The organism is Pseudomonas sp. BF-R-19 (genome assembly GCF_019956445.1).
Lineage (GTDB): Bacteria > Pseudomonadota > Gammaproteobacteria > Pseudomonadales > Pseudomonadaceae > Aquipseudomonas > Aquipseudomonas fluorescens_BH.
On the sequence record NZ_JAHBDN010000069.1, the window covers coordinates 1 to 15,454 of the forward strand.

Annotated in this window: 14 protein-coding genes and 1 pseudogene; 9 read left to right on the forward strand and 6 right to left on the reverse strand. The window is 57.4% G+C overall.

Annotated elements, in window-relative coordinates; all coding sequences use genetic code 11:
• On the reverse strand, positions 1 to 330 hold a 330-nt coding region (locus tag KGB28_RS19725), incomplete at its 3' end, for an MATE family efflux transporter (protein ID WP_263296844.1).
• A 148-nt stretch (positions 331 to 478) separates the two neighbouring features.
• On the reverse strand, positions 479 to 805 hold the full coding sequence (locus KGB28_RS19730; RefSeq protein ID WP_223447379.1) for a hypothetical protein: 327 nt from the start codon (positions 803 to 805) through the stop codon (positions 479 to 481).
• Between KGB28_RS19730 and KGB28_RS19735 the strand changes: the two genes are divergently transcribed.
• A complete protein-coding gene (locus tag KGB28_RS19735) occupies positions 771 to 1,043 on the forward strand; it encodes a hypothetical protein (protein WP_223447296.1) in 273 nt (90 codons plus the stop codon). The two genes, KGB28_RS19730 and KGB28_RS19735, sit on opposite strands and share 35 nt — an antisense overlap.
• A 176-nt stretch (positions 1,044 to 1,219) precedes the next feature.
• Here KGB28_RS19735 and KGB28_RS19740 read toward each other — a convergent pair whose 3' ends face one another.
• Both KGB28_RS19740 and KGB28_RS19745 read right to left on the reverse strand, forming a co-directional pair.
• A complete protein-coding gene (locus KGB28_RS19740) occupies positions 1,220 to 1,492 on the reverse strand; it encodes a hypothetical protein (protein ID WP_102670468.1) in 273 nt (90 codons plus the stop codon).
• On the reverse strand, positions 1,492 to 3,261 hold the full coding sequence (locus KGB28_RS19745; protein ID WP_223447298.1) for an S-type pyocin domain-containing protein: 1,770 nt from the start codon (positions 3,259 to 3,261) through the stop codon (positions 1,492 to 1,494). Before KGB28_RS19745 ends, KGB28_RS19740 begins: the two co-directional genes overlap by 1 nt.
• A gap of 370 nt (positions 3,262 to 3,631) precedes the next feature.
• On the opposite strand from KGB28_RS19745, the gene KGB28_RS19750 reads away from it, so the two are divergent.
• Positions 3,632 to 3,970 (forward strand): hypothetical protein, encoded by a 339-nt coding sequence (locus KGB28_RS19750; protein ID WP_223447300.1) that lies wholly within the window; start codon positions 3,632 to 3,634, stop codon positions 3,968 to 3,970.
• Between the two features lie 264 nt (positions 3,971 to 4,234).
• Here KGB28_RS19750 and KGB28_RS19755 read toward each other — a convergent pair whose 3' ends face one another.
• The gene (locus KGB28_RS19755) at positions 4,235 to 7,072 is read right to left on the reverse strand and encodes an AMP-binding protein (protein ID WP_223447302.1); all 2,838 of its coding nucleotides are present in this window, start codon (positions 7,070 to 7,072) and stop codon (positions 4,235 to 4,237) included.
• Positions 7,073 to 7,429: 357 nt separating this feature from the next.
• Between KGB28_RS19755 and KGB28_RS19760 the strand changes: the two genes are divergently transcribed.
• Entirely contained in the window at positions 7,430 to 8,734 is a 1,305-nt protein-coding gene (locus KGB28_RS19760) for an MFS transporter (protein WP_223447304.1), read from the forward strand.
• A 15-nt stretch (positions 8,735 to 8,749) separates the two neighbouring features.
• The gene (locus tag KGB28_RS19765) at positions 8,750 to 9,070 is read left to right on the forward strand and encodes a hypothetical protein (protein ID WP_223447375.1); all 321 of its coding nucleotides are present in this window, start codon (positions 8,750 to 8,752) and stop codon (positions 9,068 to 9,070) included.
• A gap of 35 nt (positions 9,071 to 9,105) precedes the next feature.
• On the opposite strand, the gene KGB28_RS19770 is transcribed toward KGB28_RS19765, so the two are convergent.
• Entirely contained in the window at positions 9,106 to 10,008 is a 903-nt protein-coding gene (locus tag KGB28_RS19770; protein WP_223447306.1) for a universal stress protein, read from the reverse strand.
• A gap of 252 nt (positions 10,009 to 10,260) precedes the next feature.
• Here KGB28_RS19770 and KGB28_RS19775 point away from each other — a divergent pair, with 252 nt between their 5' ends.
• From KGB28_RS19775 to KGB28_RS19790, 5 genes and pseudogenes are all read left to right on the forward strand, one after another.
• Positions 10,261 to 11,556 carry a sialidase family protein gene (locus KGB28_RS19775; RefSeq protein ID WP_223447377.1) on the forward strand — a complete coding sequence of 432 codons (1,296 nt, stop codon included), beginning with the start codon at positions 10,261 to 10,263 and terminating at the stop codon, positions 11,554 to 11,556.
• Positions 11,553 to 12,170 carry a hypothetical protein gene (locus KGB28_RS19780; protein WP_223447308.1) on the forward strand — a complete coding sequence of 206 codons (618 nt, stop codon included), beginning with the start codon at positions 11,553 to 11,555 and terminating at the stop codon, positions 12,168 to 12,170. Before KGB28_RS19775 ends, KGB28_RS19780 begins: the two co-directional genes overlap by 4 nt.
• A gap of 32 nt (positions 12,171 to 12,202) precedes the next feature.
• The gene (locus KGB28_RS19785) at positions 12,203 to 14,239 is read left to right on the forward strand and encodes an LTA synthase family protein (RefSeq protein ID WP_223447310.1); all 2,037 of its coding nucleotides are present in this window, start codon (positions 12,203 to 12,205) and stop codon (positions 14,237 to 14,239) included.
• A gap of 246 nt (positions 14,240 to 14,485) precedes the next feature.
• On the forward strand, positions 14,486 to 14,620 hold the full coding sequence (locus KGB28_RS31530; RefSeq protein WP_257605575.1) for a hypothetical protein: 135 nt from the start codon (positions 14,486 to 14,488) through the stop codon (positions 14,618 to 14,620).
• Positions 14,621 to 14,940: 320 nt separating this feature from the next.
• Positions 14,941 to 15,138 (forward strand): annotated as a pseudogene (locus KGB28_RS19790) (methyl-accepting chemotaxis protein); the annotation flags it as partial.
• Positions 15,139 to 15,454: the final 316 nt, after the last annotated feature.

Here is a 15,454-nt window from a genome sequence, read left to right on the forward strand (position 1 = left end):
CCCCACCACCGCCGCCACCAACCCGATCAACACCCCCAGCAACAACGTTGCCCCGGCAATAGCCTTCACCAGATGCGTCTCCCGCGCCCCCCACGCCTGCCCGATCAACACCCCCGCGCCGGCACCAAGGCCGATCACCAGGGCGATGAAGAAAAACACGATGGGAAACATCCCCGACACCGCCGCCAGCGCCTGGGTGCCGAGCATCTGGCCGATGTAGATGCTGTTGACCGTGCCGGACATGGATTGCAGGAAGTTCGACAGGACCATCGGGGCGAGGAAAAGGAGGTAGGTTTTCCAGAGGGCGCGTTGGGGGTTGGGGGTTTGCATTCGGGAAGGTCCATCTCGACGGCGTGAGCGATGATTAAGGATAGTGTGGGAGGCTGAATCCAAGGGGCCGTGAACATCTCAGGTCTGTGTTTACATTTCCAGTGACGTTATGTGAAAGATCTGAAGTTTCATCGTCGCGGATCTTACGTCAGCCTCGGAATTCCTCACCTTGCCCATGACCTTGATGAAGCTTATAGTCCGCCCCGTCGCCCAAATGGCGACCAGGTTTGGCGACCTGTTCGATCGGATGCAAAAGCACTGTGCTTTTTTGCAGATGCTGTTGCACCTTCGCAAAGCTGTCTTTATGGCAGCTGTGCGCGGGAGACCTTCGGGTCTGCCGGTTTTCCGATCCCGGTTCGCCAACCTGCGTACAGCTGTCACCCATTCGTTTGGCGACGAGTGAGCGGCAGTCAACCTTTGCACTGATCGGAGTTTCATCTATGGAAAGATACATGCCTCTTACCGGAATCGACATGAAACCGGCTTCCCTGCTCATCGACACCCAAGCCCCACTCGACGTCCTGCAAGCAATGGCGGATTACCGTATTCGGACAGTCACACAGGTGCTGGAAAACATTGCCTACCGATCCGAACTCGGTTGCGACACGGTGGTGTTGGAGGACTTTTCCAAGCTGCTGGTCATTCCATTGCGCGATGGTTGTGATTTGATGGATGTGATTGGGCGACGGTTGCGGGCGCAGGCGGCGGAGTAACAAAAAACGGGCGAAGATACTCAATCTACCCGCAACAAAGAGAAGAGCCGCTGCGGCAGCGGCTCAACCTGGGAAACCTTCGATGATTTAAACGACTGGACAAGGGAACCGGACGACTACGAAATAATGGCTACTGTCACCGTTCTCTGGCACCTGCGTTCAGGCACTTGGTGCTGTCAGTCAAAGGTATATTTGCCTTCTAGCATGAATGCCGGCTCTCTCCAGTTGGGCCCTCTCACAACTCCGCCCCCACTATATTTGATAAAACCGGCATCACACATTTTATGGACAAGGTTCAATAACCCTATGTTGTTCTCCACATGCGCCCAGTTAGCCAGATTATAAAGGCCATCAAGCCGAGGAAAGGAGATGCCTAATTCATTTTTGGTAAGAAATAGAATTACCTCTTCAGGTTTTTCGTTAAGTACGATGGTTGCAATGACGCTCATTATTTTACCCCTCCAAGTTCCTTGTACTCTCGTTCACTTTGTTTTCGATCCGCTTCTATAGCATCAGGCGTATAGAGCAGTTCAAAAGCATCTTTGACTTTGTAGTCCTCCAGCGTCGCGGCGTGAGTATTGTTCCAAATAACACCGTCATCCGAGTTTACACCGTCAGCTACACCTAATGCTCTGAAACGTTCGAGCTCTCTGATTTCATGAGTATAGAAGCGTTTGTCCACATCTGTGATTACCAATTCACCCAGCAGAATTTTTTTCAAGCGATCAATCATGATGGCATTGGCATCCGAAGACCTGAAACGTCCCGTATGTAATTTGACCAGGTCAATACCCGTTTGGCTCACGGTAGCACTTGTCCAATCGAGATCGAGAATTGGGCCTCCAGCTTTGGCAGGATTGAAAAATCGACCGCTGTATTTTCCCTTGGTGGTTGCTCCCTCATAAGGACTATTAAAAACAACGTAGATTGGCGGTAGACCGCTTTCAATCGGAAAGCAGTAAATGCAATCCCTGAAATCAGGCAATTCGACCGCGGGTAAGGTTTCAGGCTGCACAAGCAATGGCGACAGCGTAACTCCAGTGTAAGTCGGTACTTGCGCAGGGCGTGCAGGCGAAGTTGTCGAGCCGTTTCCCAAGTGAATAATGGGAAAACTGAGGATATTGGGTGGTGTATCGTTTGACGTGAAACTGTAGCTGCTGGTCGTTGGATCGAATGCCAATGCTCGCACTGGCACTTTTGCCGAGACACTCCCCTCAGCCGGGGTTGCAACAAGTGTGTATTGGTTAAGGTCGCCAAAAATCCGATAAGGAAGGTCAATGGTTCCTTCGGTAGCGGCGATTTCATTCAGGTTTGACGGCAGCTTTGGCAAAAAAGTGCTACCGGATAATGTGAGAACGGTTTGAGGAAAGCGTTCGCCGTTAGCAAGAGCAGGTGAATAGAACAAGACCCCGATCCCAACAGCAGTGGCCCGACTGATAAGGGCCTCCCCCAACCCTGACAACAACTTAATGCCTCCATGGATCACTGCCCCGAAGGTCCAACCTTCGGCGACATGGATGGCAATGGCACCCGCCACAGTTCCCGCCTCTATGCCATTACCAATGTGTAACCTGTAGGTGTAAGCGACTTCGCCCCTTGCCAAGGCGCGATGGATTGCAGCGTCTGCAGTTGTGGAAGCATCCTCCAGAATGGAGATGGCTTCGACAAGGATTCGTTTAACGTAGGCGGCAGTTAGCGATAATAGGTATTCTTCATAAAAGCTTTGTCGCAATGCCATATCGTCTTCTGCATCCGCATTCGATGCAAATACTGCGGCACTCATTTTCCTGTCTAGCGACAATGCGTCTAAACCATTATATAGTAGTGCTTCGTGCCAACTTCTATGGATTCTGGCCCTTTGCAGAAGCTCTACGATGATCGCTTTCTTTTTTAAGGCAGCTTCCAATGCATTGAACTCCTGCCCGTCAATGGCTGCGACTATGCGTTTTTCTAGATAATCTCGAACATTCGGTGTAGCACCAGAAAAAACACTCGTTATCTGATCGTGCACCGAAAGCCCTATCGCCTCCAACTTTTGGTATGCGTTACTGGGGTTTTTGGTACTCTCAATACTATGGGGCGTAGTAACTGCCGGGACAGTCCCATCCCAAAACAAAATACTATCGAAGCTTGAAGGAAAAACTTGGGCTTCTGTAGCTTGAACCTGTCGAGACCCAGGCGTCATTAAAGGTGAATAATGTGTAATTGGATTTTGCATATAGCACTCCATGCAACAATATTAATTCCATAAAATAGACAGAACAAAAGTTATGCCGCAACAACGTAGCAATTTCAATACTTCAATATTTACTGCATGCATCGCGCGAAAAATAGCATTAGGCCCAAACAACCTCTGCGGCTTCCAGCAAAATCCTCACAGTTGGCCATTCCGTTGCACGATGGTTGTGACTTGATAGATGTGATTGGGCGGCGGTTACGGGCGCAGGCTTCTGAGTAAAGGAAAGCGGGCATCAAAGGTGCCCGTTTTTTTTCTGACGAGAAAAGTGGTTTACTTGTTCTGAGGCCCGATCCTGGCGAAGCGCGCCAGGCTTCATCTTTTTTTCGTCGGTTTGACGCATGGATGCCTTATGGAGATGAACCGTACAAAGCAGTTAGTCCGTGGATCAACTCAACACAACACCCCTCTTGAGCTCCTCATCCATGTGCTGGAGGCATCTCTCGAATTGATATCGCTTCCTGAGAATGATTTCTGCTGGTCTTTTTGGGCCGACAGCGATGAAGCAAAAGCAGAACTGGAGGGGTTGATCAACTCGCTTAGAGCTGGGGTGCTGCCCGCAAGAACCCACTTTGCTGTACTTTTTGCGCCAACAGGTCCGCTGCAAGAACTCAGTCTCAGTAGTGGGTGGGCGGAAACCTTTTTGAAAGTCGCCAGTAAATATGACGAGGCAGAGGCACGGTTGTGGTGAGGGAATGATGCCGGCTTGGCGTATGCCAGAGTCGAAATACCAAGCACTTCCAATGATGGCTTTGGATCGTTTTCAGCGATTCGGGGCAGGCAAAAAACGGCCAGAAACAGCCAGTCATGACCGGCAGAGAACGGCCAGAAGCGGTCACTCACAGCAGATGTCGATATCAGCCTTGTTCGATAAAGAATAAGAATCCAGTTTAGCTTTTGACGCTTGCCCACTCTTTAAACAGCTCTGGAAAGCCGACACCGGCGAAGTCATCGCCTAACCAGCGTGCTGGGCCCGCTCAGATTCATCCAGGTGCTCTAGCAGCACCGCTATCGTTGCATCCCGCAACTTGATTGCCTCTATCCAGCCCGGTCCCTGCGCCAACAGCGGGGGGCAGACATTGACGTGGATTGCACCGTGGCGCGGGAACCACTGTCCGTCGCGCAGCACCCTGCGCGTGCCGCGGATTGCGACCGGCAGCAGCGGCACGCCGACACGCGCGGCGAGCACGAAGGCGCCCATGTGGAAGGTGCGCAAGCCTGGCTCCCGGGTAAAGGTCCCCTCGGGAAAGAACACCAGCGGCTGGCCAGTCTGTAGCGCCTCGGCCAGGGGCTCGGTGTCTGCGGCGCTGCGCTGCAGGTCGAAGCGTTCGACGAAGCGGGCGCCGAGCTTGCGCAGGAACAGGCCGGCAATCCACTGGTCAGCCAGTTCGCGCTTGGCAACGAAGCTGAACTGCGGCGGCAGGGCTGCGCAGAGAATGATGCCGTCGAGGTAGCTGGCATGGTTTACGGCCAGCACGCTCACCCCTGACTCAGGCAGGCGCTCCAGCCCCGTGACGCTGAGCGGCACCCCCGCCAGGCGCACGAACAGCCGTGCGGCCGCGCGGGTAAAGCTGCGGCACCAACGCTGGCGCGGCAGGATCGCGACGCCCAGCCAGGTCAGCGGTGTGACCAGCCAGAACAGCAGCCAGATGTAAGCGGCATACAGCGCAGCGCGGCAGGTCCGCCAGCTGCGACCGAACTGCCCACGTACAGCCAGCAGCACCAGGCGCAGTAGCTGGCGCCACACGGCGAGGTGCGGCCGATCCACTTCGCCGCGCTCATACAGTTCACGGCTGGCAGCACGGCGAATCTTGCCGCTGGAAGTCTTCAGTACGCTATGCGGTGGCGCCAGAACGATATCGTCGGGCGGCACACCGGTGAGGTCGACCACAATGCGGTTGACCTCCTGCTGCAGGCGTTGCCGCGCGGCAGCTTCCTTCTCGTAGCTTTCTGCCAACACCACCAGGCGCTCGGTGCCGGTGGCCGGGTCAGGACTGCCGAACACCGCGATGCAGCCTTTGCGCAGACCGGGTAAGTTGCCGACCGCCGCCTCGACATCATAGGGATAGATGTTGCGCCCGGCACGGATGATCAGGTCCTTGGCGCGGCCGGTCAGGTAGACCTCACCGCCGGCCATGTAGGCGAAGTCGAGCGAGTCGAACCAGCCATCGCGCAGCACCCGGCGGGTCTCTTCGAGGTTACGGTAGTAGCCACCGGTGGTGGACGGCCCGCTGAATTGCAGGTGACCTTCGCTGCGCTCGGGGAGTTCGACCCCGCGGCCATCGACGATGCGAATCTGATGACCCGGCAGCGGCCGGCCGCTGGAGACGAAGCGTAGCGTCGCGCTGGCGTCCGTTTCGGCGGGCAGTGCATTGCCACGGGCCTGGAACGCCTCGCGCTGCACCCTGTCGATCAGCGGCCCTCGGTTCAAGGGAGGAAAGGCCACGCCCAACGTGGCCTCGGCCAACCCATAGACCGGCGCCAGCGCGGTGGGCGCCAAGCCATAGCGAACGAAACGTTCGGTGAAGCGTTGCAAGGTATCCGGGCTGACCGGCTCGGCACCGTTGAAGGCCACGCGCCAACTGCTCAGGTCCAGGCCCTCGAGGTCGTCGTCAGCGAGTTTGCTCAGGCACAGTTCGTAGGCGAAGTTGGGCGCCCCCGACAACGTGCCGCGGAAGCGGTCGATGGCCCATAGCCAACGCGCCGGCCGCGCAAGGAAAGCCAGCGGCGACATCAGCACCAGGCTGTAGCCGTAATACAGGCTGCCCAGCCAGGCACCGATCAGGCCCATGTCGTGGTACATGGGCAACCAACTGACGAACACGTCCTGTGGCCCCACGTTCAGAGCCCCACCCATGGCGCGCAGATTGGCCAGCAGACTGGCGTGGCTGACCATAACGCCCTTGGGCTGTCCAGTGCTGCCCGAGGTGTACTGCAGGAAGGCGAGGTCATCCGGTTGCCGCGCGGGTGTGATGCACTCGCCCCCCTCACCGGTCAACTCGGCCACGGTGGCAATGCGAGTCAGACTCGGAACCTGCGGCTGGAGCAGTCGGGCGAGCAGCTTCGCTTGCGTCACGGTAATCAGCACTTTGACTTCGGCGTTGCGCAGGATGCCAGCCTGGCGGCGCAGATGATCCTCTATCTGCGACAGGCGCAGCGGTGGGTAGATGGGCACCGGCACACCGCCAGCCAACAGAGTTCCGAAAAAGCCATGGAGAAAGTCGCGCCCGGTGGGCAGCATCAGGGCCACGGTCTGACCCGCCTGCAGGCCACTGCGTTGCAGTCCTGCGGCCACGGCCAGAGCGTCCCGGTGCAAGGCGCCATAGCTGATGTCCTCCGTCTGCTCACTTTCATCCAGCAGGCGCACATGGGGATGTTGCGGCTGATGGCGCACATGCCATTCCAGCACCTCGATCAAGGTCCGCGCGGCGTCCGGCGTCTGCCCCGTTGCTGTCGGGGCCTCGCTGGCGTCGCTGGAGGACAACGGGCGTACCGCCTCGGCACCCTGTCTGCTGCGTAGCACGCACAATACATCGCCGGGGGTGTCCGCCGAGGCGAACAGGGTTTCCGGTAAGCGCACACCGAATTCGTGCTCGATACGTGACCACAACTCCACCCGGGCCAGGCTGTCTACGCCCAGGTCCCGGTCAAGCACGCTGTGCAAGGTGACTTGCAAACCTTCTGCCGCCTGCGGCCGCAACTCGACCACGGTGCGCTGGACAATTTCGAGCAATTTTTCTGCGTCCCCATCGGAATGGGGAACGGCACGGGTTTCTGGAGGCGGACGAGACATCGGCGGCCCCTCATGACAGGACACTCTGTGTGTAGATCCTTGCCAATTGCCATTATGCGCCTATGGCGGCGACTGGGAATGCCATCAGCGCTCGCAGGATGGCTGAGCCAGTTAAGGACTTTGAGACGAACATTGCACCTGTGGCGAGGGAGCTTGCTCCCGCTGGAGCGCGAAGCGGTCCAAAATCAGGCGACTCAATCTTGCAGTTAGTACCGAGTCGCCTGATTTTACGACTGCTTCGCAGCCGAACGGGAGCAAGCTCCCTCGCCACAATTGATCACCAAACTGTAGATTTTTGTTAACTGACTGGCATTGGGGCTAGGCTCTTAAGGATGCCGCACCTACAGAGAGATCGCCATGCCAGCCAGCCTTGCCCCCGGAGTGACACGTCGAGAAATCTGGGCCTGGGCGATGTTCGATTTCGCCAACTCCGGCTACACGACGGTGGTGATCACCGCCGTGTTCAATGCCTACTTCGTCGCGGTGGTCGCCAAGGGCGAAGCCTGGGGTACGCTGGCCTGGACCAGCGCCACCGCTCTGTCCTATGTCCTGATCATCCTGACCGCGCCACTGATCGGCGCCTATGCCGACGCCTTCGCCTGCAAGAAGCGCCTGCTGCTGTTCAGCACGGTCGGTTGCGTCGCCTTCACCTCTGGACTCGCGCTGGCCGGGCCGGGGGAGCTCGGTGTCGCGATCCTTTTCATCGTGCTATCCAACTTCTGCTTCGGCAGCGGCGAGAACCTGATCGCCGCCTTCTTGCCCCAACTCGCCCGAGCAGAAGCCTTGGGCAAGGTGTCCGGTTGGGGCTGGGGGTTCGGCTACATCGGCGGCCTGGTCAGCCTGGGCGCCTGTCTGGCCTTCGTCAGTTGGGCCCAGGCGCAGGGCCAGGCTGCGGCGCAGTTCGTGCCGGTGTGCATGCTGATCACCGCGGCCTTGTTCGCTGTAGCCAGCGTGCCGACCTTCCTGTTCCTGCGCGAACGCAGCCAGCCGCAGCCAGGGCGCGGCGACACGCCTATCCCACTGGCGGCGCTGGCGCGCTTCGCGCAGACGCTGCGCGAAGCCGAGCGCTATCGCGACCTGCTGCGCTTCCTTGCCTGCACCGTCTGCTACCAGGCCGGTATCTCGGCGGTGATCACCCTGGCTGCCATCTATGCCAATCAGGTCATGGGCTTCAATACCCAGGACACGCTGCTACTGATCTTCGTGGTGAATATCACGGCCTCCATCGGTGCCGTGCTGTTCGGTTGGCTGCAGGATCACCTCGGCCATCGCGCCACGCTGGCGCTGACCCTGGTGGGCTGGCTCGGCATGGTCGGTCTGGTCTGGGTCGCGCGCGGCCCCGAGCTATTTTGGCTGGCGGCCAACCTCGCCGGTCTGTGCATGGGCGCCAGCCAATCGGCTGGCCGCGCGATAGTCGGACTGCTGGCGCCGCCGACGCGCCTGGCGGAGTTCTTCGGCCTCTGGGGGCTGGCGGTCAAACTGTCGGCAATCCTCGGCCCCATGACTTACGGCCTGACCAGTTGGCTGTCCGGCGGCGATCACCGCCTGGCGATGCTGATCACCGGCAGTTATTTCGTGGTCGGCCTGCTGATCCTCGCCGGCGTCGACCTCAAGCGCGGGCGGCAGGCAGCTATCAGCCATACCGAGAGTCTCGCAAAGTGAAAGGGGGAATATCATCTGGGTACCATTACGCTCAAAACGACCTTCAAACCACGACAGGGAAAAAAGAGTTTTTCCGTCTCGGAATTCAAAGATCTAACGGTCCAGAGCACGGAATCCAACAAGAATATAAAGGCCGCCATCGGCCTGGGCATTGCGGGCGCGATGTTGTTGGGGCCGGTCGGTGCCATCGCCGGCTATCTGCTCGCGGACCACAGCACGGAAGTGACCTTCATGGCCACCCTTAAGGACGGTGGCAAGCTCTTGGCGGCAACCGATGGCGATACCTACCGGGATATCTCGGCACGCGCCCTCAAAAAATCCCGCCCCAGTCGCTGAGGCGCTCTTTGCGAGTCATTTAACAGCGAATCAATTTACTGATCCGCTGTCCCCGTAACGGCGAAAATGTTGCAGGGCACTTTATATAGAACATGCTCCGTCGTACTGCCCACCCATTTGCCCAGCCCCTTGCGATGCGCATTCCCCATGACGATCACATCGGCCCGGTGATGCGCTGCAAAGTCGGCCAGCGCTTTGCCAGGCGGCCCTTCAACGAAGTGTTGTCGCTCATTGGGCACGCCGTAGTGGTCGGCCAGTGCGATAAATGACTTTTGCAGTGACTTGCGCACATCGCTGCTGAAGCCCAGCATCGTCACTGCACCAGCACCTGCGTCGGATATATGTGTCTGCGATAGATCGTAGGCATGCAGCAGATGCAGCTCCGCGCTGCATTGCATCGACAATCCGTTCGCCGCCTGGATGATGCGGTCGTTGATGCCAGTGATCTGAGTCTCGGGTTGTGACGGATCGACTGCCGCCACTACCACCCGCGGAAGTGGGCACCTGACTTCGCTCACCAGATGCACAGCCACTGGACACTCGCGCAACAGGTGCCAATCCAGGGGCGTAATGAAAACGCGTTTGAGCGCGGACTCGTGCTGCACGTCCTTGATAACCAGATCCGGCTGCATTTCTGCCACATGCTGAAGTATTTCTTGCAGCGCGGTTCGCGTAACAAGCACTTCGGTACTCACCTTGACCCCGCGCCCGCGGATTAGATCGGCCTCATCCTTCAGCCACTTTTCGTTCTCTTGCTGACAGGCCTCACGAAAACGCGCACCGGCGCTCATCAAGCCCAAGAGGTTGGAGTCTTCGATAAACACCGTGATGTGCAGCGCTGCACCAGTGGCTTGGGCAATGGCGACAGCTCGTTCCAACGCCGGGGTGTGACGCATGGCTGGACCGGCTATCAGAAAGAGTCGTTGAAATTGGCTCATGTAACACCTCCAAACGTTCCGGGATATCCAGCTCCCCCAGCGCTCTCGCCTGTCACACCACCGACGATTTACTATCGCCTCAACTGTCTGGATCGACACTATCAATATACGCCTGGATTCCAGCAGCTGTCGGTCAGCGGCAACACCGTACAAACATTTGCTTACAAAAGCGCTGTTTGCTAAAAACCCGGCCAGCAACTATAGATGATAGGTTATGGTCCTAGATCGGGCCATGAGATGCCTAGCTTTAATATGCGCATCAAACTACCAAGAACTCCTGCCATCGGTGCTTATCTCGCACTGTCCTGCCTCTTTGCGGCCGCATGGTTACTCAATCCTGCCCCCACGCATTCGTCCTTTGCGATGAATCCAGTGAAGGCTGTGACCGATCAAGTGGCCAGGCCCATTTATACCAGCCGTTTCGCCTCGTCCGGGCTGGTGGACTTCGTGCACTCCTCGGCCGTAACAGCCTTGCCTGACGGTAGCTTGATGACAGCCTGGTTTGCTGGCTCTCGCGAAGGCGCAGCCGATGTGCAGGTGCGTTCCGCCCGCTTCGACGCAAAAACCGGCGAATGGGGTGCTGAACAGGTATTGGCGACTCGGAGTTCGACCCAACAGGGCACCCAAAGATACATCCGCAAGCTGGGTAATCCGGTGATTGCACTGGCACCGGATAAACGCCTGTGGTTGTTCTACGTATCCGTGTCCATGGGCGGCTGGGCCGGCAGTGCAGTCAACGTGATGGTTTCCGACGACTTCGGTGAAAATTGGTCCGCTCCGCGCCAACTGATCACGTCCCCCTTTCTGAACATCAGCACCCTGGTCCGGTCCGCACCCGTGTTTCATGCCGACGGTTCCATCGGTTTACCGGTCTACCACGAATTTCTGGGCAAGTTTGCCGAGTACCTCTATTTGAGCGCAGACGGTGATGTGATCGACAAATACCGCATCAGCCACGGCAAGAACTCATTGCAACCCACGGTGGTTCCGCTGGATGGGCAGCGCGGCATCGCCTTGTTGCGTTATGCCGGCAACACCCACCACCGTGTTCTGGCAACCCGCACTGAAGATGCCGGACAAACCTGGAGTGAACCTTATCCGCTCGAGCCATGGAATCCGAACTCCTCGCTGGCGGCCGTCGCAACCCCCGAGCATGGGTTGCTGGTAGCGCTCAATGACCTGCAAGAGGGGCGCTTCAAGCTGAGCCTTTATGGCACCGACGAAAAAATGGACGATTGGCGCTCGTTGCGTGACCTGGACAAATCACCTGATCCGCAAGGAGAGCCGTTTTCACCCCAGGCCTACAAAAAAATCATAGGCAATGAGTTCCGCGGTTCCAGTGGCGCGCTCCGCCAACCGCTGGAGGCGCAATTCCTGAACAATCTCGACACACGTGTCTGTAACCCCCGAGGCTGCGAGTTTGAATATGAATATCCATATTTCATCCGCAGCCCCGACGGTATGTATCACCTGGTTTATTCCTGGAACAACACTTTCATCAAGCACGTTACTTTCAACGATGCGTGGCTGTCCGAGCGACTCAAATGATTAACCTTTGGCAAGCCCATGTCAGCTTCGCGATGATCATCTTCCTCGTGCTGCCGTCTTTCGGTTTGAACAGGAACTGGCGTATCGCTCTGCTGGCCGCCTTGCTGGCCGCCGGCTTCATACCGCTGGACGGGTTGTCGTTGGCCACGTATTTGCGCAGCCACATCGATGACCTTGCGATCACGTCACTGGTGTTCATGGCATGGGGCTGTTTACATCGGCTGGGCTTCCTGCCGCCTGCGCGGCAGGGTAAAACCTGCATTTTGATCATTTTCGCCCTGTTGGCCCTGGTGCTGTACCCGGCAACCCTTGGTCTGAGCGATCTGGATCCTTATCGGCTTGGATACAGCCCGCGCCCGATGTTGATTTTCTTCGCACTGCTCACACTGGGCCTGTTTTACCTGCGCAACAGCCTGGCCGTCGTGATGCTGGCCAGTGCGACCCTGGCCTTCATCGCCGGGATAAAACCTTCGCAAAACTATTGGGATTATCTGGTTGACCCACTACTGGGTCTGTATTGCTGCGCGGCACTTCTGATGCTTTTCACACGCTGGACGTATGGTTACCTGAACAAACGACTCAGCTCAGTGCGTTACGTATCCAGATCCGCTTGAGTTTCAACGACATATTTAACAGGGGAACTTGGATGGGTTGGCTGCAATCGAGACGTTTACACTATTGGCTAGGCGCGACAGCGATTCTGTTTGCGTTGTTTGCCCTGCTACGGGTGATGTTCTTTTTCGGCTATTCCGGTTTCGACGCTAATGCCCTGACCAACGACGAGGCCGTACGGGAAACCCTTGGCATCGGTTTCCGTTTCGATTTGCGCCTGGCCATCCTGGTGATGCTGCCGCTGGCCTTGCTGGCCTGGATTCCTCGCTGGAACCTCACCACAAGCCGCTTGCTGCGCTGGATCGCACGCCTGTATATCTTCGCGTCCCTGGGTGCCCTGCTGCTGATCTACATCATCGATTTCGGGCATTACGCTTACCTGGGCGTGAGGATCAACGCCACGGTATTGCGCTTCATCGAGGATGCACAAATATCCCGTGACATGGTCTGGCAGACCTACCCGGTCATCTGGATTTCTCTGGGTTGGCTGGCAACGGTAGCGTTGACGACACTGGCCCTGGTGCGCCTGGAACGCGTGACGCTGGACCGCCCTCGCAAACCGATTCACCCGCTCTCCGCCACATGGGGCGGTGCGTTGATGGTCATTGCGGTATTGCTGGGCATCCTGGGCCGTGTCGAGAACATGAACCTGGAAAACCCGGTGCCATTGCGCTGGAGCGATGCCTTCTTCTCGGGCAATAACCAGACTGCCGCACTGGGGCTCAACCCGGTGTTATTCCTCTATGACACGCTCAAGGTCGGCCAGTCGCGCTATGACGAAGCGCAGGTGCGCGAGCACTATTCAGTCATGGCCAACTACCTGGGCGTTGACCAGCCCGATCCGCAAACTCTCAATTTTGTTCGCCACCAGGCACCACAACCCTACAAAGTACCGGGATCACGACCGCCGAACGTGATGTTCGTCATGCTTGAATCCCTGGGCACCAGTGCCGTCGGGGCTTACGGCAACCCGATCAATCCGACCCCCAATCTCGATCGCCTGGCCACGCAGAGCTGGTTCTTCGAGCACTTCTATGTGCCGGTGACCGGCACCGCAAAAACCGTATGGGCCAGCATTAGCGGGGTCCCTGACGTAACGCGTCAGGAGACTGCGACGCGTAACCCGCTGATCACCCGACAGAACTCCCTGGTCAATGCCTTCACCGGCTACGAGAAGATCTACACCATCGGCGGCAACTCCGGCTGGGCCAATATGAATGCCTTGATTCGGCAAAGCATCGACGGCGTTCGCTTGTACGAAGAGCGGGACTGGAAATCCCCGGTGGTGGATGTCTGGGGCATTTCCGATCTGGACCTGTTCAAGGAAACCGACCAGCTCCTGCAGGCGCTGCCCAAGGACAAACCGTTCTTTGCGTATGTACAGACGGCCGGCAACCATCGCCCCTTCACCATTCCCAAGACCAATGATGGATTCGAGGTCAAGCACCCTACCCTCGAGGAAGTCCAGGCCGCAGGATCGCGCAGTGTCGAGCAATACAACGCCGTGCGCCTGCTGGACTTCAACATCGGCCGCTTGATGGAAATCGCCAAGGCTGGCGGCTACTACGACAACACCATTTTTGTGCTGTTTGGCGACCATAACACCCGTATCGCGCAGATCCCTTTCCTGGCCCCGGCCTATGAGCAACTGGGCCTGGAAAGCAATGCGGTGCCGATGATCATCCACGCCCCGGGCTTGCTCGGGACACGCAAGGTCCAGGAGGCGGTTGGCCTGGTGGACTTGCTGCCAACCGTGGCGGGCATGGCCGGTCTTGAGTTCCGCAACAGCGGCATGGGTCGTGATATCCAGCAGCCAGCGCCCGAGGGTGAACGCGTGGTACCGCTGGTATTGCGTGAGGGAACGTTCCCGCTGATTGCCGGCGTGACTCAACATTACATGGTGCAAATGGAGCACGACGGCAGCTCGCCAACGCTCCACGACCTTGCCTCGAAGACGCCCCTGGACAACGTGGCCGAGCAAAACCCTGAAGAGTTCAAACGCCTGGTGCAGTTGACCCGCGCCATGCATGAAACCTCAAGGTTGATGCTGTATCAGAACGTGCGAGAGTAACTGCTGGCGCCAGCGAGCCCGCGTCTATGCTGCAGATAGACGCGGCCCGGCACACCATCGCCTTTTCCCCGCCAACGTATTTTGAAGGCAAGAGCACTTGTTTACTCAGTTGCAGCCGTTGATTTGACCCTGATCGGCATCGCTCACAATGCATTCCCCAAGTGCCAAACGAAGCACCCCACAGTCAATTAGCTAAACTTCATCAGTAAAGCACTTCGCGAAACCCTGAAATTCAGGAGGCGAGCAATGAGCAAACAACCTCAACCCCAAAGCCGCTCCAACCCCCAGCCCAGATCCCGTCCGGTCGTGCCAAACCTGCCCGGCAAAACCGGCAAGAAGTCCGGTGACTTGCGCGGCAACTATCCGCCGAAGAAGTCGTAATGAACCCGGGGGAACGACAGGCTTTGCAATGGAGTCTGTCGTACCCCCCGCCCATTCAGCATGACTTGCTTCTATATCGGACATTGTTTTCCACAAGCGACGTCGCAGCTGCCAAGAATGATGGCTAATAGCTACACCCTCCACGATTTCTCCATTACACCTCAACCATGCCGGCAACAGATTTGCCTCAATGGCTTAAGCGATAAAAATCCTGTGGCGAGGGCGTTTGCTCCCTCGCCACAGGGTCGGTGTCAGGCTTTTCTTCCGGTATCAGTCCTAGCCCGGTTTTTTCCCGGTTCGAATACATGGAGTAAGCGTACATGCCCTTCCCCCCTCGTTCCCTCGACCATTACCGCAAAGCCGACCGCATCATGCTGGGCCTGATCTGGTTGATGTTCGTCTTCGCAATGGGCCTGGCGTTCTGGTACGACACGTTCAAGCAGGCGCTGCTGGTGGGCGGTGGTATCAGTGTGTTGTTGACGCTGTTGTATCGCGCCATCGGCGGGTCACGGTGGATGCATTGGGGCGGACGTTTCATCAGTAATGCAGCCGTGGGTGCGGCGTTTATTCCCAATGGGAAAACGGCGGGTAACCCGCAGGCCAGGCAAGTTGCAGACGCTACTTGAGGGCGCCGCAGCGAAGCAATTGACCACGAGCGCCTCATAGGCGCTCGATTTGTATTCGCTGGCGATTGGCTCTTCAGAGTCCTGGTTTTTTTCAAATAAAATTGTGAAATAAAATGTGAAGGTAGCTCAGTTAAAAATCCCCACAAACACACATAAAACTCAACAAAATAAGGCTTGTTAAACGATTATCTATGTGAAATAAAATGTG

Excerpts from the sequence above, each read along its gene's own strand:
- KGB28_RS19735 (WP_223447296.1), top strand. The coding sequence starts at position 771 with ATGGAAAGATACATGCCTCTTACCGGAATCGACATGAAACCGGCTTCC.
- KGB28_RS19730 (WP_223447379.1), bottom strand. The coding sequence starts at position 805 with ATGTCGATTCCGGTAAGAGGCATGTATCTTTCCATAGATGAAACTCCG.
- KGB28_RS19740 (WP_102670468.1), bottom strand. The coding sequence starts at position 1,492 with ATGAGCGTCATTGCAACCATCGTACTTAACGAAAAACCTGAAGAGGTA.
- KGB28_RS19745 (WP_223447298.1), bottom strand. The coding sequence starts at position 3,261 with ATGCAAAATCCAATTACACATTATTCACCTTTAATGACGCCTGGGTCT.
- KGB28_RS19750 (WP_223447300.1), top strand. The coding sequence starts at position 3,632 with ATGGAGATGAACCGTACAAAGCAGTTAGTCCGTGGATCAACTCAACAC.
- KGB28_RS19755 (WP_223447302.1), bottom strand. The coding sequence starts at position 7,072 with ATGTCTCGTCCGCCTCCAGAAACCCGTGCCGTTCCCCATTCCGATGGG.
- KGB28_RS19760 (WP_223447304.1), top strand. The coding sequence starts at position 7,430 with ATGCCAGCCAGCCTTGCCCCCGGAGTGACACGTCGAGAAATCTGGGCC.
- KGB28_RS19770 (WP_223447306.1), bottom strand. The coding sequence starts at position 10,008 with ATGAGCCAATTTCAACGACTCTTTCTGATAGCCGGTCCAGCCATGCGT.
- KGB28_RS19775 (WP_223447377.1), top strand. The coding sequence starts at position 10,261 with ATGCGCATCAAACTACCAAGAACTCCTGCCATCGGTGCTTATCTCGCA.
- KGB28_RS19780 (WP_223447308.1), top strand. The coding sequence starts at position 11,553 with ATGATTAACCTTTGGCAAGCCCATGTCAGCTTCGCGATGATCATCTTC.
- KGB28_RS19785 (WP_223447310.1), top strand. The coding sequence starts at position 12,203 with ATGGGTTGGCTGCAATCGAGACGTTTACACTATTGGCTAGGCGCGACA.
- KGB28_RS31530 (WP_257605575.1), top strand. The coding sequence starts at position 14,486 with ATGAGCAAACAACCTCAACCCCAAAGCCGCTCCAACCCCCAGCCCAGA.